This window comes from Mangrovimonas sp. TPBH4 (assembly GCF_001280505.1).
Classification (GTDB): domain Bacteria; phylum Bacteroidota; class Bacteroidia; order Flavobacteriales; family Flavobacteriaceae; genus Mangrovimonas_A.
This window is the reverse complement of sequence record NZ_LBIO01000017.1, coordinates 25329-46464: the sequence shown is the minus strand read 5'-3', so window position 1 is coordinate 46464 and position 21136 is coordinate 25329. Positions and strand designations below refer to the sequence as shown.

13 protein-coding genes and 2 tRNA genes are annotated in these 21136 nt (G+C 39.4%); 10 read left to right on the top strand and 5 right to left on the bottom strand.

The window, feature by feature from the left end:
• Positions 1 to 53: 53 nt before the first annotated feature.
• Positions 54 to 1568, bottom strand: coding sequence for a GH3 auxin-responsive promoter family protein (locus tag ZA05_RS00360; RefSeq protein ID WP_053989879.1), 1515 nt, complete (start codon positions 1566 to 1568; stop codon positions 54 to 56).
• A gap of 48 nt (positions 1569 to 1616) precedes the next feature.
• On the opposite strand from ZA05_RS00360, the gene ZA05_RS00355 reads away from it, so the two are divergent.
• Entirely contained in the window at positions 1617 to 2411 is a 795-nt protein-coding gene (locus tag ZA05_RS00355; RefSeq protein ID WP_053989878.1) for a DUF2797 domain-containing protein, read from the top strand.
• Between the two features lie 54 nt (positions 2412 to 2465).
• On the opposite strand, the gene rpsU is transcribed toward ZA05_RS00355, so the two are convergent.
• The 3 genes from rpsU to ZA05_RS00340 form a co-directional block, all read right to left on the bottom strand.
• Entirely contained in the window at positions 2466 to 2660 is a 195-nt protein-coding gene (gene rpsU, locus ZA05_RS00350; protein ID WP_053978163.1) for a 30S ribosomal protein S21, read from the bottom strand.
• 120 nt (positions 2661 to 2780) lie between these two features.
• Positions 2781 to 5420 carry an AsmA family protein gene (locus tag ZA05_RS00345; protein WP_053989877.1) on the bottom strand — a complete coding sequence of 880 codons (2640 nt, stop codon included), beginning with the start codon at positions 5418 to 5420 and terminating at the stop codon, positions 2781 to 2783.
• Between the two features lie 85 nt (positions 5421 to 5505).
• Positions 5506 to 6210 carry a queuosine precursor transporter gene (locus tag ZA05_RS00340; protein ID WP_053989876.1) on the bottom strand — a complete coding sequence of 235 codons (705 nt, stop codon included), beginning with the start codon at positions 6208 to 6210 and terminating at the stop codon, positions 5506 to 5508.
• A gap of 73 nt (positions 6211 to 6283) precedes the next feature.
• Here ZA05_RS00340 and folK point away from each other — a divergent pair, with 73 nt between their 5' ends.
• Both folK and ZA05_RS00330 read left to right on the top strand, forming a co-directional pair.
• Positions 6284 to 7417, top strand: a complete 1134-nt coding sequence (folK, locus tag ZA05_RS00335; protein WP_053989875.1) for a 2-amino-4-hydroxy-6-hydroxymethyldihydropteridine diphosphokinase — start codon at positions 6284 to 6286, stop codon at positions 7415 to 7417.
• Positions 7404 to 7886, top strand: a complete 483-nt coding sequence (locus ZA05_RS00330) for a GyrI-like domain-containing protein (RefSeq protein ID WP_053989874.1) — start codon at positions 7404 to 7406, stop codon at positions 7884 to 7886. The genes folK and ZA05_RS00330 overlap by 14 nt, the downstream gene beginning before the upstream one ends.
• Positions 7887 to 7897: 11 nt before the next feature.
• Here the strand turns inward: ZA05_RS00330 and ZA05_RS00325 are convergent, their stop codons facing one another.
• Complete coding sequence (locus ZA05_RS00325) at positions 7898 to 8434, bottom strand: RNA methyltransferase (RefSeq protein ID WP_053989873.1); 537 nt, start codon at positions 8432 to 8434, stop codon at positions 7898 to 7900.
• A 191-nt stretch (positions 8435 to 8625) separates the two neighbouring features.
• Between ZA05_RS00325 and mutS the strand changes: the two genes are divergently transcribed.
• From mutS to ZA05_RS00290, 7 genes are all read left to right on the top strand, one after another.
• A complete protein-coding gene (mutS, locus tag ZA05_RS00320; RefSeq protein ID WP_053989872.1) occupies positions 8626 to 11238 on the top strand; it encodes a DNA mismatch repair protein MutS in 2613 nt (870 codons plus the stop codon).
• Between the two features lie 105 nt (positions 11239 to 11343).
• Positions 11344 to 11415 (top strand) — tRNA-Gly (locus ZA05_RS00315).
• A gap of 20 nt (positions 11416 to 11435) precedes the next feature.
• A tRNA-Leu gene (locus ZA05_RS00310) sits at positions 11436 to 11519 on the top strand.
• Between the two features lie 218 nt (positions 11520 to 11737).
• Positions 11738 to 14533 carry a LuxR C-terminal-related transcriptional regulator gene (locus ZA05_RS00305; protein WP_053989871.1) on the top strand — a complete coding sequence of 932 codons (2796 nt, stop codon included), beginning with the start codon at positions 11738 to 11740 and terminating at the stop codon, positions 14531 to 14533.
• A 227-nt stretch (positions 14534 to 14760) separates the two neighbouring features.
• A complete protein-coding gene (locus tag ZA05_RS00300; protein ID WP_369793821.1) occupies positions 14761 to 17784 on the top strand; it encodes a SusC/RagA family TonB-linked outer membrane protein in 3024 nt (1007 codons plus the stop codon).
• Positions 17785 to 17795: 11 nt separating this feature from the next.
• Positions 17796 to 19334, top strand: coding sequence for a RagB/SusD family nutrient uptake outer membrane protein (locus ZA05_RS00295; protein WP_053989869.1), 1539 nt, complete (start codon positions 17796 to 17798; stop codon positions 19332 to 19334).
• A 22-nt stretch (positions 19335 to 19356) separates the two neighbouring features.
• A complete protein-coding gene (locus ZA05_RS00290; RefSeq protein WP_053989902.1) occupies positions 19357 to 21066 on the top strand; it encodes a LamG domain-containing protein in 1710 nt (569 codons plus the stop codon).
• Positions 21067 to 21136: the final 70 nt, after the last annotated feature.

Here is a 21136-nt window from a genome sequence, read left to right as displayed (position 1 = left end):
TTATGCGGATTTTTGGCATGGCGTTAATCGGATTTTTAAGCAGGTTTTAATTTTTAAAAATTCAATTTCAACAATTCATCCATATACTCCCTGTTGTTGGATAACCTTGGTACCTTATGCTGGCCTCCCAATTTGTTGTGCTGTTTTAGCCAATCGTAAAATAAATGTTCCCTGGCAATGTTAATTTTGGGCATGTTTAGGGTCATATTGTTGTAACGTTTGGCTTCGTAATCGGAATTCAATGACTTTAGGGCGCTGTCAAAAAGCTCTCCAAATCGATGTAGATCTTTCGGGGGTGTTTTAAATTCTATCAACCATTCATGTGAGCCCTTTTCGTGACCGTTCATGAATATTGGTGCTGCTGTATATTCCACAATTTCAGAAGCTGTTTTTCTGCATACATCCTTAAGGGCATCTTCGGCATTTTCAATAATCAACTCTTCCCCAAACACATTGATATGATGCTTGGTGCGTCCTGATACCTTTACACGGTAGGGATGCAGTGAGGTAAATCTAATAGTATCCCCAATTTTATAGCGCCACAATCCAGCATTGGTGGTAATGATAACCGCATAATTTTTATCTTTCTCAACTTCACTTAAAGGAATGACTTTTTCTTTGGGAGTGCCGTAAGTGTCCATGGGAATAAACTCATAGAAAATACCGTAATCCAACATGAGCAATAATTCGTTGGAATTGTTTTGGTCTTGAATGGCAAAAAAGCCTTCCGAAGCATTGTAGATTTCATAATACCTAAAGTCTTTTTTAGGTAAGATAGCTTGGTATTGGTCTACATAAGGCACAAAGCTCACACCTCCGTGAAAATATACTTCCAAGTTCGGCCACACATCGGTAATGCTTTTCTTTCCGGTGGTATCTAGCACATTATTTAAAAGCACGAGCATCCATGAGGGGACACCGGCCAGACTTGTGACGTTCTCGTTGATGGTTTCGTCAACAATGGCCTGCATTTTATGTTCCCAGTCACTCATAAGGGATACTTTGCTGCTTGGGGTGCTACTGAATTCGGCCCAAAAGGGCATATTGTCAATCAAAATGGCCGATAGGTCTCCAAACACAGTGCCGTTTTCCTTGTAAAGTTCCTTGCTGCCGCCTAAGCGGAGGCTTTTCCCTGTAAACAATTGAGAGTCTTCATTGTTGTTGAGGTACATGCACAACAAGTCCTTGCTGGCGGCATAATGACAATCTTCCAAGGATTCATAACTTACAGGAATGAATTTGCTTTTGGCGTTGGTGGTACCACTAGACTTCGCAAACCATTTGATTGGGCTGGGCCAGAATATATTGTGTTCGCCCAAACGGGAACGTTCGATCACGTTTTGATAATCTTCATAACATGAAATGGGAATTCTATCAGCAAATGTTTGATAGCTTTTTATGGAGTCGAAATCATATTTTTTGCCAAATTCAGTGTCTTTGGCAATGGTAATAAGATCCAATAACAATTCGTTTTGTACCTCGTTGGGATATTTTAAAAACAGCTCAATTTGATGAAATCGTTTTTTTAAAAACCACGAGGCAATGGAATTTACTAAAGGAATTGGCATATTTGCAGTATCTTTAAAAAAAAGTAACTAAAAATAACATTTTTTTTTATGACCTACCAAGGAGTTCTCACAAAAATGGAGACCGAGTATGGCCATCCCATACAATATTATTTGGTGTTTAAAAATGACTTTTTAAACCTAAACCAGCTGCTAAATAGAACGATAAGCATTCAGTTTGTGAAATATGAATGTTTAAATTGTGGCTTGGATAAGCCAATTTATAGACAGGGATTTTGTAAAAGTTGCTTTTTTGAAGTACCCCAAGCGGCAGATTGGATAATGAGGCCAGAATTGAGTACGGCGCATTTGGATAAAGAGGACCGTGATTTGGAATATGAAAAGAAAGTTCAGCTGCAACCTCATATTGTGTATTTGGCCAACTCCAGCAGTGTTAAAGTGGGAGTGACTCGTAAGACACAAGTGCCTACAAGATGGATCGACCAGGGGGCACATGAGGCTATTGAAATTGTGGAAGTGCCCAATAGATATTTGGCAGGAATTACAGAAGTTGCCTTAAAGGATCATGTGTCCGATAAAACCAATTGGCGTACGATGCTTAAAAATGAGGTGGTGGATGAAAACTTGGTAGAATGGCGCGAACGCTTGTTGCCTTTTGTTCCTGAAGAAGCAAGAGAGTATATTATAGAATCCAATACAGAAACAGAACTTGAGTTTCCTGTGGTGCAATATCCGTTAAAGCCTAAAAGCTTGAATTTGGGAAAAACGCCTTCCTACACGGGAAAACTTTTAGGAATTAAGGGCCAATACCTCATTTTTGAAGATCAAACCGTGTTTAATGTCCGTGCTAATGAAGGGCTTGTTGTGGATATCACTATAAAGTAACCGAAAGAAATTAAGTGAAAATATAAGGGCTACCATATGGTAGCCCTTTATATATTAAATATCTTCTTGGTCTCTTAAGTTTTGGATATAAGAAGCTTTTTGAATTTCACGTCGTCTTCTTACAGACGGTTTTGTGAAAAATTGCCCCTCTCTTAAGTTTTGCATCACCTTGACATTTCTGTGCTTACGCTTGTATCGCTTCAATGCACGTTCAATACTTTCGCCTTCTTTAATTACAATTTTTATCATAGATATTTAAATTTATTAACCCACAATGTAATTTTTTAATTGAACTATGCAAATAAAAATGTGAAACTTTATGTAATTTATATTGAGAATAATTTAAATAGTTTAAAATCAGCGATTTTGTTAGTTGCTATCTTTGTCTTTTTTCTTACCAAACAATCCTCCTAGAACATCCTTAATCCCTTCGGAAATGGCTTCCTCTGTTTTGCTGCTGTCGCCTGTAGCATTACTGGAACTATCTGGAGTTTCTTCTTTGGAATTGCCTCCCATCAAACCGCCTAATAGGTCTTTTACTTGATCGGATCCTGAATTGATGAGTTTGTTCTTTTGCATTTCAATTAACTGTTGAGTCAAATTGGAAGCAGCACTCGTCAAATCCGTTGAGATTTTTGGATTTGCATAAGTCCCTCCAATATTGGCCGAAACAGGAACGGTCATGTTTTTAACATCCTTGTAGTCCATTTTGGCAAGTAGTTTGTTCACATCGCTTCCCAAATATTTCGCAGGGACATTAAAGACCGTGTTGTAGGCTAAAGACATGTCAAATCCGTGTGATCCGGAAACTTCAATGTCAATGTCTTCATATTTAATATGGAAAGGTTTTACGTTTACTTTTCCATCTGCAAACTCCAATTTGGTCTTAAGATCCTTTAAATCCAATTTGTCGAAATCTATAAAGGACATTTCATCTTTCAACTTGTTCATCACAGGGCCTTCTTTTGGTTCTATTTTAGAGGTCAAAAGTTCCATGGCGGCATTTCCCCTTACGGAATTCAAGTCTGGAGCCAAGTCGCTGTTAAGCGCTCCAGAAAGATTGATGCTGGAATTCATCTGGCCTTGTAATGCTTTTGCAATTGGAGCCAATGCCTGAAACAATTGTAGATCATTAAAGGATTGTGCAATATCAAAATTGGAAGCGCCCAATTTGAAATCGAAGGTTGGTGTCTCCGCTTTGGTAGAGACCGTTCCGTCAATTGCCAATTTACCCTGGAAAATATCACTGCTCATATCAGACAAAATCGCCTGTTGGTCTTTAATGGTCAAGGTTCCTTTAACGTTTTTAAGGTTCAGGTTGTCATACACTACAGTATTGGCCTGTGCAGAAATTTTACAATCCAAAAAGTCTGGAATTTTTAAGGTTTCGGTAGTTTGTGATTTTGTTTGGGTTTCCGTTTCAACAGAAGTGTCTTCCGTCATAAAATCGTTCACCACAAATTTGTTGGAGCTCAAATTGAAATTCCCTTGAAGTGTCTTATCGCTAAATACAAAGCCCATAAAATTATTAAGAGTTCCGGAGGCCTTGAAATCGGAGTTGCCGGTCTTGGCATCAAAGGTATTTAAGGAAACACTTTGAGGAGAAAATGACAGGTCTGCCTTTGCAATTTCTACAGGGTTCAGCATGCTTTCCGAAGAAAATACAACATCTGTAATATTTAAGTTTCCATTGGCCTTAATGCGTTCGTAGGCATTTGTTTCCAAAGCATTCATATCGAAAGCCGTTTGGATGTTGGCTTTTAGGATACCACTTAATTCTTCTTCCAATTGCAGTGGGTAGGCTTTAGAGAGGTTTCCTAAGTTTAAGGTGCCGTCTACCTTGGCGTTTACTGCCATGTTTTTGGTCAAGTTTTTAATGGTAGCCGACGATTTGAAGATGTCTTGGTCAATCTTAAAATTCAACGCATCGATGGCAACATACGTGTCGTCTGGATTACCTGTACTGTTTTTAACGGTGGTATTTATTTGAATGTTTTCAACCCTTTTTGGTAGGTCAGGATATTTAAAGGACGCATTGTTGGAAATCATGGTAATATCCAAGGTTGGAATCGTGGTTTCGGAAAGCTGACCTTTTACAATTCCTGATAATTTGAAATCTCCATTGGTTTCTACACCGTTTAAGTCTTTACCATAGGCTTCTGGAACCAAAGCCAACAAATCCTTGAAGGAAGATCCTGGATTTTCAAAAGTAATATCCAATTCCTGTGCGTTTTCCAGTAGTTTTACATAGCCGTCAAAATGCAATGGCAGAGCGTTGATGTAGCCTTTGTTGTCTTCAAACGTGTACATGTTCTGTTCTAAATCCAAACCAATCACAGCATCAAGTTTCAAGTGTATGTTAGACAGATATTGGGTACTGTCCATAGCGAAGTTGATGAATAAGTCTGTATTAGTATCCAATTGTGAGCGTTCTGCAGAGAACTGTCCTTTTCCCGAGTGGTTAAGGTTGGCTACGCTTACTTCCATGTTTGAAGAGGCATCCACATAGTTTAAATTGGTATTACCAATACTGTAGTCTTGTATGTCGATAGTGAAATTTCCGCTGCTTTCTGTGGAAGCGTTTTCGGTTGAAGGCGTGTCGCTTGGTTTGGCAATGTCGTAATTGCTGTTCCCATCTTTATCGGTTAGGATATTTACTAAAGCCTCATCAATACTAAAACTGCTTATGGCAAGTGGCTCGGTTTCGAAATCCTTAAAAAGTTCCATGATGGACATGTTCAAGGCAATAGATTTTACCGAAGCTAAGGTTTCCCCTTCAAACGGTGCCAAATTGGTAATGGAAAGGTTGTCGATAGTAACATGGGCCTTGGGAAAGTTACTAATAAGACTCAAGTTAACATCTTCAAATTCAACCTTGGCATTCAGGTTGTCGTTCAAAGTAGTTTTGATCATGTCCTTGATTTGGGACTGAAACAAAAATGGGATGGCCACCAGCAGGGCTATAATTACAGCAATGGTAATTCCAATAATTTTAAATGTTTTTTTCATAGGTGTTGAGTAGGTTTGTGTAAATATATACGTATCTGCTTATAGATTGGTTGGGGATTGAAATGTTTAATAAAACTTTAGGAGTTTAGATCAGTTGGAGTTCTTCGTTTAGCTCAAGTTGGAACCTTTTTTTCATAATGTACACACCTAAATACAAAAGCGGTGTATCGCAAAAGGCAACAATGACTTTGAACAAAACGCCTGACACCAGCAGGCCTGTAAAATTGCTCCATTCAATAATGTGGAACGAGCACAACAAAAATACAATGGTGAAGGTGTCTATGAACTGCGAAAACCAAGTTGAAAAATTATTGCGCAACCAAAGGTGTTTCCCTTTGGTAAGTCGTTTCCAAAAATGGTATACCTGAATGTCAATAAATTGGGCAAATAAATAGGCGAGCATACTAGCGCAAACGGCAATGGCCGAATTCCCAAACACATGGGCAAACGTGTCATCATTTACATGCGACCATGACGTGGCGGGCACGGCATTGGCTACCAAAATAATCAGTAACGAAAATACCGACGCAAAAATTCCTGTAAGTACCACTTGGTTGGCTCTTTTTTTGCCATAAATCTCGCTGATCAAGTCGGTAATCAAAAAGGTGATTGGGTAGGGAAGAATACCAACCGATACTTCAAAAAGTTTAGTATTGAGCACCTCGATATTGAGTGGGTACCAATAAAAAAACTTTTGAAAAATGAGGTTGGAAACTACCAATGACGTGATAAATAAAGCTGCCAATATCAGATAAATGCGTTGTGCCGCGAGTTTGTCTTTTAAAGTCATATTTTATTTGTGGATAAATACGTTTTGTAAATATAAAGGATTAATATTTCTTTTAGTTACTTTGACCCTGATTATGGATAAAGCGCACACATTTTACATTGCATTGGGCAGCAATACCGGAGACCGTTTTCAACATCTTCAAAAGGCTATTAATGTCATTTTTGAGCGTGTTGGAAGGGTAGACCGCATTGCTAAAGTGTACAATACAACTGCTTTGGGATTTGAAGGAGACGATTTTTTGAATACCTGTATTTCGGTGGTGTCGAAGATGGCTCCAGAGGAGGTCATGCAAGAATTATTGAGTATTGAAAAAGAGTTGGGGCGCACCCGTTCTGGGCAATCGGGGTATGCATCCAGGCCGATAGATTTGGATGTGATTTTAATTGATGATTTGGTATTGGATTCGGAAAGTTTGATCATTCCACATCCGCGCATGCAGTTACGTCAATTTGTATTGCAACCCTTGAATGATATTGCTTCGGAAGTAATCCATCCAGTTTTGCAACAAAGTGTTGGGGTTTTGACTGGTTTGTGTGAAGATGATAGTGACGTACAGCCTATTGACGCTGTTTTGCAAAATCCGATGGAGGCTTATGGTTTTTCGTCTAAAAACTATATTGCTATTGAAGGAAATATAGGGGCCGGTAAAACCAGTTTGGCAACCATGATCTCTGAAGATTTTAATGCGAAGCTTATTTTGGAACGCTTTGCAGACAATCCGTTTTTGCCAAAATTTTACAAAGAACCACAGCGCTATGCCTTTGCCTTGGAGATGTCGTTTTTGGCCGACCGCTATCAGCAGATCAGTGATGATTTGTCGCAGTTGGATTTGTTTCGGGATTTTGTTGTGAGCGATTATGATGTATTTAAATCCTTGATATTTTCAAAAGTGACTTTGGTAGAGGATGAATTTAAGCTGTACCGAAAGCTTTTTTACTTGATGTATAAGGATATTGCCAAGCCTGAACTGTATGTCTATTTGTATCAAAAAATAGACAGACTTCAGCAAAATATTCGCAAACGTGGCCGTGATTACGAGCAGCAGATAGAGGATGCATACTTGGAGAAAATCAATGCGGGGTATTTGGAGTTTCTGCGGAATCAAAATGAACTCAACGTTAAGATCATTGATATCACCGATCGGGATTTTGTAGCTAATAGAGAAGATTATCTTTGGTTGTTAAAAGAAATAAATGATGGTATTTAAAATTGTACAACAACCGGACCTGAAGTTGGTAGGGATGCGTACCAAGGTGTCCTTTGAAACCATGGGGCAGGAAACCGCCAGGTTAGGCAGGCTGTTGATGCCAAGGCTAGCTGAAATTTCATCCCGAATGGGAGATTCCACGTTTTCGGTTCAAGTGTATAATGATTTTAATTTTGAAACCCTGAGGCCTCAAACCCAATTTGACAAATGGATTGGTGTTGAGGTGGAAAGTTTTGATAGCGTTCCAGAAGGCTTGGAATCTTTAGTAATTAAGGGAGGCAAATACTTTGTGTTCCACTACAAAGGAAGCCTTGCCAATTACCCGCCCGTTTGGACATCGGTGTTTGAAAAATGGCTGCCCCAATTGGGATATGCCGTGGATGACCGGCCGCATTTTGAAAAATTGCCGCCATCTTATAATCCGAGACAAGAGGTAAATGAAGAGGAAATTTGGATTCCTATTGGATAGTTTTCTTGCGCTTATTTCAGTGCTTTCAACTTACTAAACACATCCCAAACCACTACACCACAACTCACGGAAATATTCAAGGAATGTTTAGTGCCATACTGCGGAATTTCCAATACCATGTCGCTGGCAGAAACCACTTTTTGAGCAACTCCTTTTACTTCGTTTCCAAATACCAAAGCATATCTTGTATTAGCTTCGGGGGTGAAATCATTCAGCATCACAGCATTTTCAGCTTGTTCTATGGAAACCACTTTCACGTTTTCAGCTTGTAGTTTTTCCACGACTTCCATAGTGTCTTTGGTATATTCCCAGGTTACTGTATCGGTACTACCCAAAGCTGTTTTGTGAATGTCCTTATGGGGAGGTGTGGCCGTAATGCCGCAGAGGTAAATTTTTTCAACCAAAAAGGCATCACTGGTTCTAAATACCGAACCAATGTTGTTCAAACTTCTGATGTTGTCCAAGATGATAATGAGTGGTGTTTTTTCTGAGGTTTTGAATTCTTCAACACTCAAGCGATCCAATTCGCTATTTTTTAACTTTCGCATGTGCTTACTTTAGGGTCAAAATTCTATGGATAAGGCTGTTTTATTTAGGTTCCAAGCAGGGTTTGTCGCATGGAAATTATCAACAGGATGTAAATAACTTCTAAGGGTTCCATTTTAAAAACCTTTTAAGAATACCTAAATTAGCAATCTTACAGATGAGGCAAAAATAATACTTATAAATCAATTTACCCTTGGCAAAAAAAGCTAAAAAAGAAACCCCGTTAATGAAGCAGTACAACAGTATCAAGGCCAAATACCCTGATGCTTTGTTGTTGTTTAGAGTTGGAGATTTTTATGAGACCTTCGGGGAAGATGCCGTAAAGGCGGCTAAAATTTTGGACATTATTTTGACCAAACGTGGAGCGGGAAGTGAAAGTGAAACGGAGCTAGCAGGATTTCCGCACCATTCCATGAATACCTATTTGCCCAAATTGGTAAAGGCAGGGGAACGCGTGGCCATCTGTGACCAATTGGAAGATCCCAAGCAAACCAAGACTATTGTAAAACGTGGTGTTACCGAACTGGTAACGCCCGGAGTGGCCCTTAACGATGATATTTTGCATTCCAAAACCAATAACTTTTTGGCGGCGGTGTGTTTTGGTAGAAATGTAACGGGCGTGTCCTTTTTGGATGTGTCTACGGGAGAGTTTCTGATTTCGCAAGGAAATGCCGAGTATGTAGATAAGTTGCTTCAAAATTTTAGTCCGAGTGAGGTATTGGTGTCCAAGCCAAAACGCAACGAATTCAAAAGCGTGTTTGGAGAAGATTTCCATACGTTCTATTTGGAGGATTGGGTGTTTAAGGATGATTATGCCAATGAAACCCTGTTGAAACATTTCAATACAAAATCCTTAAAAGGGTTTGGAGTGGAAGATCTCTATGAAGGAATTGTGGCTTCGGGTGCGATTTTGCATTATTTGGGAGAAACCCAACACCATAAATTACAGCATATCACCTCCATTCAGCGTGTGACACAAAAGGAACATGTATGGATGGATCGATTTACCATTAAGAATCTGGAACTCTACCATTCCACGAACCAAAATGCGGTGACCTTGGTTGAGGTGATTGACAAAACCATTTCCCCAATGGGAGGGCGCTTACTCAAACGCTGGTTGGCATTGCCGTTGGTGGATTTGGGAAAAATACAGGAACGTCATGAGGTGGTGGAACACCTTAAAGACGAATCGGTGTTGCTTGGGAAAGTTCAAGGACATATTAAGCATATTGGCGATTTGGAGCGTTTGATTTCCAAAGTAGCTACTGGTAAGATCAATCCCCGTGAGGTCATTCAACTAAAAAATGCTTTGGAAGCTATTGTTCCTATTAGGGCCATGCTTTCAGGAAGCAGTAATGCAGCCCTTGAAAAGCTGGGTAGTGCTTTGCAGATGTGTGAAGAGTTGCGTCAACGTATTAAGGCGACTTTAAATGAAGAAGCACCTGTGAATATTTTGAAGGGAAATTCCATTTCCTCTGATTATTCAGCGGAATTGAAAGAGCTGCGAGAGTTGTCCACTTCCGGGAAGGATTATTTGGATAATATGTTGGAACGCGAAAGTGAACGTACTGGGATTACGTCCTTGAAAATTGCTTCCAACAATGTGTTTGGCTATTATATCGAAGTAAGAAATACGCATAAAGATAAAGTTCCTGCCGAGTGGATTAGAAAGCAAACTTTGGTTAATGCCGAGCGTTACATTACAGAGGAACTCAAAGAATACGAAGCTAAAATTTTAGGTGCCGAAGAACGCATTTTGGCCATAGAACAGCAGTTGTTTGCGGAACTCGTAAGTTGGATTGGTTTGTTTATTCAGCCTGTCCAAAAGAATGCCTCATTGATTGCCCAATTGGATTGCTTGTGCGGATTTGCCCAATTGGCTTTGGAGCGCAACTATACACGTCCAGAGGTGAATGATACTCATGTATTGGATATTAAAAATGGAAGGCACCCAGTTATCGAGCAGCAATTGCCGCCGGGAGAAGCCTATATTGCTAATGATGTGTTGTTGGATCGAGATCAACAACAGATTATTATGATTACGGGGCCAAACATGTCCGGTAAGTCGGCAATTTTAAGGCAAACAGCCCTCATTGTACTGTTAGCGCAAATAGGAAGTTTTGTGCCGGCGGAAGCGGCTAATATTGGTCTTACAGATAAGATTTTTACTAGGGTAGGCGCCAGTGATAACATTTCTATGGGGGAATCGACCTTTATGGTAGAGATGAACGAAACCGCTTCTATTTTGAACAATGTGTCCGATCGTAGTTTAGTGCTGTTGGATGAAATTGGGCGCGGTACCAGTACCTACGACGGTATTTCCATTGCGTGGGCCATCAGTGAGTATTTGCACGAACACCCAAGTCGAGCCAAGACCTTATTCGCTACCCATTATCACGAACTGAATGAAATGGCAGAAACCTTCGAACGCATTAAAAACTTCAACGTTTCTGTAAAGGAATTAAAGGATAATGTCCTATTCTTGAGAAAGCTTGTAGAAGGCGGGAGTGCCCACAGTTTCGGAATCCATGTAGCTAAAATGGCGGGGATGCCTCAGCAGGTCATTCATCGAGCCAATAAAATTCTGAAACAATTGGAGAAATCCCATTCCAGTGAAGAGCTAACAGACAAGGTGAAAAACCTCAATGACGAGATGCAATTGAGCTTTTTTAATCTTGACGATCCCTTGTTGGAGCAGATCAGGGAAGAGATTGTAACCACCGATATTGACACCTTAACACCGGTAGAAGCCCTGATGAAGCTTAATGATATAAAACGTATGTTGTTGAAAAAGAAACAGGCGTAAAAAAAAATAAATATTTTTATTGAAAAAGGCTTTGCAATTCTAAGAATTGTATTAAATTTGCCCTCGCAATTGAGATAGACGTTCTTTTAAATAAATTGCTTTATTGCGAAAGTAGCTCAGGGGTAGAGCATCACCTTGCCAAGGTGAGGGTCGCGGGTTCAAATCCCGTCTTTCGCTCTGAACTATAATGGTATTACGCTGAAGTGGTGGAATTGGTAGACACGTTGGACTTAAAATCCAATGAACATTAGTTCGTGCGGGTTCAAGTCCCGCCTTCAGTACTGCAAAAATCCGTAACATGCTTGTTTGTCAAGAAGTTGCGGATTTTTTGTTTTTAGAAATGTACTACAGTTGAATGTTATCCCCAAAAAGAGCCTTCAAAGTTGGTATTAGCAAAGTGATAATTCAAATCGGTAATTTTTTTCTACCTTGCATGCAAACACTTTATTTTTGAGAATTATTTAAAAATTGAGTGATTTTTTGTGTCATTTTGAATTTTATGAAATCACGTTGTTTTAAGCTTGGTCTGCTGTTTTTATGGATGGCTATGACTTCTTCTTTTGCGCAGTATGCGCCCTATTTTCAAAACTTTTCATTGGCAGAATATAAGGCAGGTAACCAGAATTGGGATGTGTCCAGAGCCGAAGGAGGAAAGGTATATGTGGCTAATAATAATGGGCTTTTGGAATTTGATGGCCTTAGGTGGAACCTTAATGAGCTGCCCAATAAAACCATGGTGCGTTCGGTGTTGGCCCATGAGGGTGTTGTTTATACTGGATCTTATGAGGAATTTGGTTATTGGAAGCCTAATGGGAAAGGACAGTTGGTTTATACCTCTTTATCAAATCAAATTAAAGGCCAAATATCACGTAATGAGGAATTCTGGCAAATTGTAGCCTTTAAAGGAAAAATAATATTTAAATCCTTTCAGAATTTATACATTCTTCAATTGGATGGAACCATCCATAAAATTAATCCTAGCTCTATTGTCATTTCCTGCAGTGAGGTAAACGGTCAACTTTTTGTGGCAACACTTAATGATGGGATTTTTGTACTAGAGAATAATGAACTCAAGCTGTTTTTAAAGGATGAAAGGCTGGTTGATACTAAAATCATAACAATTGAGGCCTATAAAAATGGTTTCTTGATTGCGACTTCATTGAAAGGCTGTTTTCTATATCGAAACAAACATCTGTTTAAAACCTCCTTTGCCATTAATGAAACGATTATTCAGCATCAATTAAATGATTTTAATAGCTTACCGGATGGTAGAATGGTGTTTGGGACTATTAAGGATGGAGTGTATATGACCGATGCCAATGGGCGTGTCCTTTTTCATATTAATAAGGAAAATGGTTTGCAGAATAACACCATTTTGAGGCAGCATTTGGATAAAGAGGGTATCCTTTGGTTAGGATTGGATAGTGGCTTGGCTTCGGTGGATTTAAGCAGTCACAATTATTTTTTCAATGATGTTTCCGGAAGGCTTGGAAGTGTGTATGATGTTATAAATTATCAAGATGTTATTTATATAGGCAGCAATACTGGCTTATTTTATTTAGATGCTCACAACAAGTTGCAGTTTGTGGAGGGCTCACAAGGTCAGGTTTGGGATTTGGAAGAATTGGATGGGGCGCTTTTTTGCGGCCATAATGAAGGGACCTTCATAGTAAAAAATAAGAAATTGCTTCCTGTTTCTAATTTTACAGGAGGTTATGGGTTAAAAAGAATCCCTGAATCTGAAGCTGATTATATTCAAGGTACTTATACGGGATTGGTAAGGTATCGATTGGAATCTGGACAGTGGAAGGTTAAACATTTGGGCAGGACTACGATGCCCATCAGGTTTTTGGTTTTTGAGGATGAGCATACGGCTTGGGCGGCGCATGCTTACAAGGGATTGTATAAGGTGAAGTTTGACGCTGATTATGATACCATTACGTCTATTGAAAATTACGAAAGTAAAGGGATTTTATCCAATTACAATGTAAGGGTTTATAAAATTAAGAATGATATCTGTTTTAAGACCAATGATGGATGGCAGAAATATGAGCCATTATTGGACAGTATTGTGCCCTACAAATTGTTGAATGATCGATTTGGGACAGATGCTTATATAATTTCCGAGGACGATGTCAATAAATTAGTTTTAAAAACCAAAAATGATGTCATCAGGTTTGTGTCATTTAACGATGAGGTTGATGATAGGTTTTTGAGTAGTAGTTATTTTAAAAACCGACTGATAGTAGGGCATGAAAATATTTCCAGGATTACGGATTCTAGCTATGCCCTGAATTTGGATGGTGGCTTTATGTTGATTGATGATGCGCTTGATGTGGGAAGGGAATTGGTACAGCCCCAGATTGAAAGTGTGGAAGTGGATAAGGATGCCCTTGAGGTAGATTTTTCTGCGCCTCTTGAAATAGGATTTAACAAAAATCTTGCTATAACAGTGTCTTCGCCAAAGTCTGAAAATCATTTTTTTGAATATTCCTTTCTCAATTTGGATGCTTCAAAATGGTATAAGATCGAAAGTCATATCCTAGAGTTGTCAAATCTTTCCAATGGAAACTATAAACTCGGTATAAGGGCCAGTAACGCATTTCAAGAGACTTCCCCCATTCGTGTTTTGGAAGTGCATATACTTCCTCCCTGGTATAAGGATGTTCCGGGGTTTGTGTTATATGCCTTGCTTGTTGGGGTGCTGCTTGTAATTTTTTATTTGCTTCACAGGAATAAAATCGAAAAGGAGCAAGCATTACTTCAATTGAAATTTGAAAAGGAACAGGAAGAGATGCTCAGGAAAAAGAGCCTTGAAAATGAAAAGCAAATTGTATACCTTAAAAATGAGTCGCTGCAAAACGAGTTGAAATTGAAAAGCAAGCAATTGGCCAATACGGCCATGGCTTTAGTGAAAAAGAACGAAACGCTGCAGGAAATTAAAAAAGAGCTCTCCAAAAATAAGGAGAACTTTGATAATTATTACGCTTATAAAAAGATTGTTACAAAGGTTGATAATTCAATCGAGCATAAAGATGAATGGAAAATTTTTGAATATAATTTCAATCAGGTGCACGAGGAGTTTTTCAATGGATTAAAATCAAAATTCCCAAAGCTTACACATAAGGATTTAAAACTTTCGGCGTACATCAAAATGAATTTAACCAATAAAGAGATTGCGCCATTAATGAACATTTCTGTAAGGGGCGTAGAAACACATAGATATCGCCTTAAGAAGAAATTAAATTTAGAGAATGACACTTCGTTGACTCATTTTTTACAGAATTTCAAATAATCCATACTTTAAATTACGTTAATCGCACTTTTTTTATACGTCATTACTACTTCATTTAACGTTTTCGTAAGTAAACTTTAAGAGTAATTTGTACATTTAGAATACGTCAAACAAGATTTCTTCCCTAGCTACTACCAAATGACGTATTTAAAATGTAAATGGTTTTTAATAAATCATCCCAATACATTTTACCTTGGAATCAACTAATAATTCTAATTCAAATGCATATGAAAGCAAAAATTATTCTACTAACTTTTTTGTTGTTTTCTTTTGAAGTTTTCTGTCAAGAAATCACGGTTAGTGGTACAATTACTAGTGCCGAAGATGGGATGCCGCTCATAGGGGTTAACATCATTGTTAAGGGAACTACTAGAGGTGCTACTACAGATTTTGATGGAAACTATACTATTAACGTCTCAAAAGGCGAACAACTTGAATTTTCTTCCCTAGGACTGAAAACTATAACCATAACTGTTGGCGACGCTACCGTTGTTAATGTGGTTATGGAAGAAGATATAGAGTCGCTAAGCGAAGTAGTTGTGGTTGGGTATGGTACTCAACAAAAATCTGATTTAACGGGATCGATATCAACGGTTAAATCGGAAGAAATTGAAAAGACGCCTGCAGCCAATGTGATGCAATCCATGCAGGGAAAGGTGGCCGGTGTACAGGTGGTAAGTGCCGGTTCACCGGGGGACTCTCCAACCATCCGTTTACGTGGACTTGGTAGTTACGACAGTAATAATGCCAATCCCTTATATGTAGTGGACGGGATGTTTTATAGTAATATTGACTTCTTAAACTCAAAAGATATTGAAAGCTTAACCGTGTTAAAGGATGCGTCATCGTCTGCTATCTATGGGGTTAGGGCTGCAAATGGGGTGGTTATTATTACTACCAAATCTGGAGTGAAGGAAAGAAAGCCTCAGTTTGAATACGATGGGTATACTGGGGTGCAATATGCCAGGAATGTGGTTAAGATGGCCAATGCCGAACAGTTTGTGACGATGGCTTACGAATCGGGATCTGAAGCAGATGTGGATTTTGTTCTGAATGCTATGGAGCGCTTTGGTCGTAGTAGGGTCAACCCTAACATTCCAAATGTCAATACCGATTGGTATAAGGAAATTTTAAGGCCAGCTACCATTTCCAGCCATAGTATTGGTGTAAGCGGAGGTGGCGAAAATGTGACCTATTCCGTAGGGACCAACTATTTTGCCCAAGAAGGGATCTTGGATATGAAAAACGAATATGAGCGTTTTAATATTAGATCCAAAGTGGACATTAATATTACAGACCGTTTTAGAACTGGTGTAAACACTATTTTTAGTAATGCCACTAAATTTAATGCAGAAAATGGGGCTTGGTTTAAAGCGTATTTTGCAGTACCTATCTTACCGGTTTATGATGAACAGAACACTGAGGCAACACCTACTAGATATGCCAATGCTCAGTTGTTAGGTTATCGCGGTACCCAGAATCCATTTCCGGATATGAGATACAATAACAATCAGCTAAAGATTAGAAAGTTGTTGACTAATATGTATTTCGAATACGAAATAGTACCAGATAAATTGACTTTTAAGACTAGTTATAGCCACGATTTCTCTGCCTTAGATGAACGCTATGTGGATTTACCATATACTCTTGGTAACAATGTACAGATCATGTCTTCAATTAGGCAAAACCAATTAACCTATTCAAATCAAATTTGGGATAATATCTTGACCTATGACGATAGTTTTGGTGAGCATAATTTAACGCTTATGGCAGGGACGTCTTATAGGGATGAGGCGAGTCATAAATTAAATGTAAGAGGTCAAAATATCACAGGTATTGGATACGAATCTTCATGGTACTTAAATTTTGCTGAAGACGGTTCTATCGTGTTGGCCGGAGATGGCGATGATGGTGATATAGGGAGACGACTTTATGGGGTGTCTTATTTTGCCAGAGCGGCGTATAACTACAAACACAAATATTTGATATACGGAACCATGAGGGCTGATGGATCCTCTAAGTTTACTAAAGACCCTTGGGGGTATTTCCCTTCAATTGGGGTAGGATGGGTTATTTCTGGAGAGGACTTTATGAATGATAGTGGTGTTTTTGACTATTTAAAATTAAGAGCTAGTTGGGGAGAACTTGGTAACGATAATGTAGCGGCAAGTTCAGGATCTAATACAATTACCAATATTTCCATTCCAATTGGCGATGTACAAACCCCCGGTATTACTTCAACTTCTACTTTCACCAACAATACTTGGGAAGTTATTGAAGAAACTAACTTCGGGATTAACCTGAGAACCTTTGATAATAGATTGACGCTCGATGCCGATTATTATATCAGGGATACCAAAAATGCCATTATGCCGGTATTTGTTCCCATTATTAATGCCAACGTTTTGAGAAATTCAGGGGTAATTAGAAACCAAGGGTTTGAAATTGCATTGAATTGGGACCAAGCGGTAAATGATGATTTTAGTTTTCATGTGGGGACCAATTTCACTACGTTGAAAAATGAAGCTAGAAGCTTAACAGATCCCTATATCGATTCGGGATCGGCCGAATTCCGTCAAAGAACTATGGTAGGGGAACCAATTCAGGCCTTTTTTGGTTATGAAACCGTTGGGGTGTACCAAAATCAGGCACAGATCGATGCGGATCCAATAGCCGTTGAAAATAACTTGGAACCAGGAGACTTAATTTACCGAGATGTGGATAACAATGGCGTTATCGATGATGATGACCGAGTGGTTCTTGGCTCTTTCTTACCGTCTTTTATGTATGGTGGAGATATTGGAGTGTCCTATAAAGGTTTTGATTTGTCGGTAGCTGTCTATGGGCAAACAGGTAATAAGATATTGAACCGTAAAAGAGGTGAAATCATCTTTACCCAGGATACCAATATGGATGCCGACCTCGCCATCAACAGATGGCATGGTGAAGGTACCAGTAATTCTTATCCATCATCAAAAGGATTGCGAAAAGGCTGGAATCAAAAGCTGAGCAATTTTTGGGTAGAGGACGGGGATTTCTTCAGAATACAAAATATTCAATTGTCATATACAATATTAGGTGAAAAATTGGCGGGCAAAAACATGCCTGAAACAAGAATCACCTTTACGGCCGAAAGACCATTTACATTCTTTAAGTACAATGGTTTTGATCCAGAAGTACCCAATGGTGTGGACAGACAGACCTATCCTATACCAGCCGTCTATACAATTGGACTTAACATAAAAATTTAAAAAATCGCATTATGAAAAATATAAAAGGATTAATAACAAAAGGTGCCTTGGCACTATTGGTCTTGTTCGGTTTTCAGGGCTGTAACAGTAAGCTTGACGAACAGGAAGGTCAGCTTAATACAGGGGATGTCGATTACACAAATTCAAGTGATATGATCCTGCCCTTAATTGGAGCTTATCAAGCATTTTATTCCAGAGGTTGGGAAGAACCTTTATTGTTTTCTGTTCGAGGAGACGATGTGAATGCAGGAGGCTTGGGAGATCAACAGGATTTTGCAGAGACTGATCTCTTCAATTATAACAAAGACTATTGGATGTATAACTCCCTTTGGAATCTTCATTATTCAGACATTGCCAGTGTTAACAATGCTTCGGAATTGATCCAAAATTATAAAGATTTCGCGGATGAAAGTTATTATGATGAAGCGGATCAATATATGGCAGAGACAAGAGTTCTACGAGGATGGCTCCATCTTAATTTGGCCAAGGTATGGGGAGATATATTTATTATCAACACTTCTCAGCCTGATGGAGAAATTGCCCAAGGGGTGGCGACTAAAGAAGAGGTGATGCAATACATTTCGGATATGATGGACGAGGCCATTCCATTTTTGCCAGATATGAGACCTAACGAACGCAATGATGTGCAGGGAGGAGTAACAAAATATACCGCTTATGCCATAAAGGCCATTGCCAATCTGGAAATGGAAAATTACCAAGAGGTTGCTAATGCCTGTGGTGAAATTATTAATTCCAATAAATTTTCATTGTACCCAGATTTTTATCAGTTGTTTAAAATACCTGGGGAGTTAAGCGATGAAAGCCTTTTGGAAATGCAGTTTTCAGATTATGGTTCTGGGACCGGGGATACCTCCTATCACCTGTATGCCCCATTTGGCCCACAAAACTGGACCCCGGCAAGAGAGAATGCTGAAAGTGGTTGGGGATTTTATGAGCCTAGTATGAAGTTTATCAAATTTATGTTGGATAGAGGTGAAGAGGTGCGTTTGCAAACCAGTGTGCTGTTTACAGATAGAGGATTGGATGAGCTGATGGAAGATCCCAACTATGCCACTTTGCCTAGCTGGATTTCCAATACAACGCCAGACGGAGATGTTATTAATGATTTTTCGAGAGCCTTGTTTTCCAGTGGGAAGCATTATTTGCCATCAGTTCAGTTAACTGAAGGTAGAAATAGTTATGGAGCCGGTAAAAACATGATTTGTATCAGATATGCTGAAGTGCTGTTGATGTATGCAGAAGCACTCACTAGAGGAGCGAGTGGCAACGGAATGACTGCAGATCAAGCTGTTAATTTAGTAAGGGAAAGAGCCGGATTGTCTTCTCTGTCAGGAGTGATATCCCAAGATGTTATGGATGAGAAATTTGCTGAACTAGCTATGGAATGGGGCATCCGTTACTACGATATGATTAGGCTCGATAACTACTCTGAGTTGAGTTACGATGGAAGAACTTTTTCGGCAGATAAGGAACTATTGCCTTACCCACAAGCGCAAGTAGATGCCTTACCATTAGGAAACGGAAACTAAAATGACTTTAAACGAATTTACAATGAAAAAAATACTAAAATATACCCTAGGGCTATTAGCCATACTTATGGTGTTCTCTTGTTACGATGGTATTGATCCAATCACACAAGTAGATCCAGGAGAGGATACCGGAGCCCCAACCGTGACTATAGTAAAACCGGCCGATGGATTTTCAATTTCAGATCCTGAGCCAATTTCCTCTTTGGATATTGAGTTTGTAGCAGAAGATGATATTGAAATAGTCTTGATTACTGTTGCCATTGATGGAAGCCAAATAGCCTCTTATGACAGTTTTACGGATTATAGAATTGTGAGCAGAGAATTGGTTTACGATAATGTGGAGGTAGGCGAGCATACTTTAGAAGTATCTGCCACCGACATTGTGGGGAATGTTTTTACCCAGACCCATAATTTTTCAAAGGAACCTCCTTACGTGCCAATATATGCCACTGAAATTTTTTATATGCCTTTTGATGGTGATTACACCGAGTTGGTGTCTTCAACCGCAGCAACTGAAACTGGAGATCCTGGTTTTGCGGGAGAGTCTTTTGCAGGCTTGGATGCGCTTCAAGCAGCCACTTCAGCGGCACAAGACAATTACGTGTCATTTCCAATAGCAGATCTAGAGTTGTCCACAACTATGAGTGGAGCTTTTTGGTATAAGGTGGATGCCACCGCTACAAGATCAGGGATTTTGACCATTGGAGCCAATGCCGATGATCGTTTCCAAGGATTTAGATTGTTTAGAGAAGGTAATGACGTAGAGCAGCGCATTAAATTAAACGTTGGAACTGGAACTGGAGAAAGTTGGAATGATGGAGGGGTGATTGCAGTAGCCGATGAAGAATGGGTGCACGTAGCCTTTACCATTTCAGAAACGGAAAGTAAAATTTACTTTAATGGCGTGCTACAGTTAACAAGTACTTTGTCGGCTCCTATAGATTGGACCGGTTGTACCGAGCTTAATATTGGGGCCGGAGGTCCAACATTTAGCTATTGGGATCATTTAGGTGATACCAGTGCTATGGACGAATTGAGATTGTTCAGTTCGGCGTTGTCCCAAAATGAAATCATAGCAATGATTGCTCAAAGCGATCAAGTATTGTATATGCCATTTGATGGAAGTTTTAATGATGTTGTTAGCGATGTCACGGCCACCGAAGTTGGAGCACCGGGATTCGCTGGAGAATCTTATGAAGGAATCAATGCCTTTCAGGCAGCCACTACCACTATGGAAGACAGTTATCTTGCTGTACCATTTGAGGGGCTTGGACTTGGAGACTCTTTCAGTGGAACTTTCTGGTATAAAGTAAGTGCTACAGCAACTAGGTCTGGTATTTTGACCGTGGGGGCAAATGCCGATGACCGTTTGCAAGGATTTAGATTGTTTAGAGAAGGTAATGATGTAGAACAGCGCATCAAGTTGAATGTCGGCATTGGGTCTGGAGAAAGTTGGAACGACGGCGGGGTCATTGCCGTTGCTGATGGAGCATGGGTGCACGTTGCCTTTACCGTTTCTCCTACGGAAAGTAAGATTTATTTCAATGGAGAATTACAATTGACAAGCACGTTCTCTTCTCCTGTGGACTGGACTGGTTGTACCGAGCTTAATATTGGAGCAGGTGGCCCAACCTTTAGTTATTGGGACCACTGGGGAGACACCAGTGTAATGGATGAATTGAGAATTTACGATAAAGAATTGTCCCAAGAAGAAATTCAAAGTATGCTCTAAATTAATCATAGCTGATCACTCTGGTTAATTTGTAATCAGACCATGTTATTTGAGTTAGTTTAGTTGGTTT

Bases quoted from the DNA above. Each gene is read 5' to 3' on its own strand.
- ZA05_RS00360 (WP_053989879.1), bottom strand. From the start codon at position 1,568: ATGCCAATTCCTTTAGTAAATTCCATTGCCTCGTGGTTTTTAAAAAAA.
- ZA05_RS00355 (WP_053989878.1), top strand. From the start codon at position 1,617: ATGACCTACCAAGGAGTTCTCACAAAAATGGAGACCGAGTATGGCCAT.
- rpsU (WP_053978163.1), bottom strand. From the start codon at position 2,660: ATGATAAAAATTGTAATTAAAGAAGGCGAAAGTATTGAACGTGCATTG.
- ZA05_RS00345 (WP_053989877.1), bottom strand. From the start codon at position 5,420: ATGAAAAAAACATTTAAAATTATTGGAATTACCATTGCTGTAATTATA.
- ZA05_RS00340 (WP_053989876.1), bottom strand. From the start codon at position 6,210: ATGACTTTAAAAGACAAACTCGCGGCACAACGCATTTATCTGATATTG.
- folK (WP_053989875.1), top strand. From the start codon at position 6,284: ATGGATAAAGCGCACACATTTTACATTGCATTGGGCAGCAATACCGGA.
- ZA05_RS00330 (WP_053989874.1), top strand. From the start codon at position 7,404: ATGATGGTATTTAAAATTGTACAACAACCGGACCTGAAGTTGGTAGGG.
- ZA05_RS00325 (WP_053989873.1), bottom strand. From the start codon at position 8,434: ATGCGAAAGTTAAAAAATAGCGAATTGGATCGCTTGAGTGTTGAAGAA.
- ZA05_RS00305 (WP_053989871.1), top strand. From the start codon at position 11,738: ATGAAATCACGTTGTTTTAAGCTTGGTCTGCTGTTTTTATGGATGGCT.
- ZA05_RS00300 (WP_369793821.1), top strand. From the start codon at position 14,761: ATGAAAGCAAAAATTATTCTACTAACTTTTTTGTTGTTTTCTTTTGAA.
- ZA05_RS00295 (WP_053989869.1), top strand. From the start codon at position 17,796: ATGAAAAATATAAAAGGATTAATAACAAAAGGTGCCTTGGCACTATTG.
- ZA05_RS00290 (WP_053989902.1), top strand. From the start codon at position 19,357: ATGAAAAAAATACTAAAATATACCCTAGGGCTATTAGCCATACTTATG.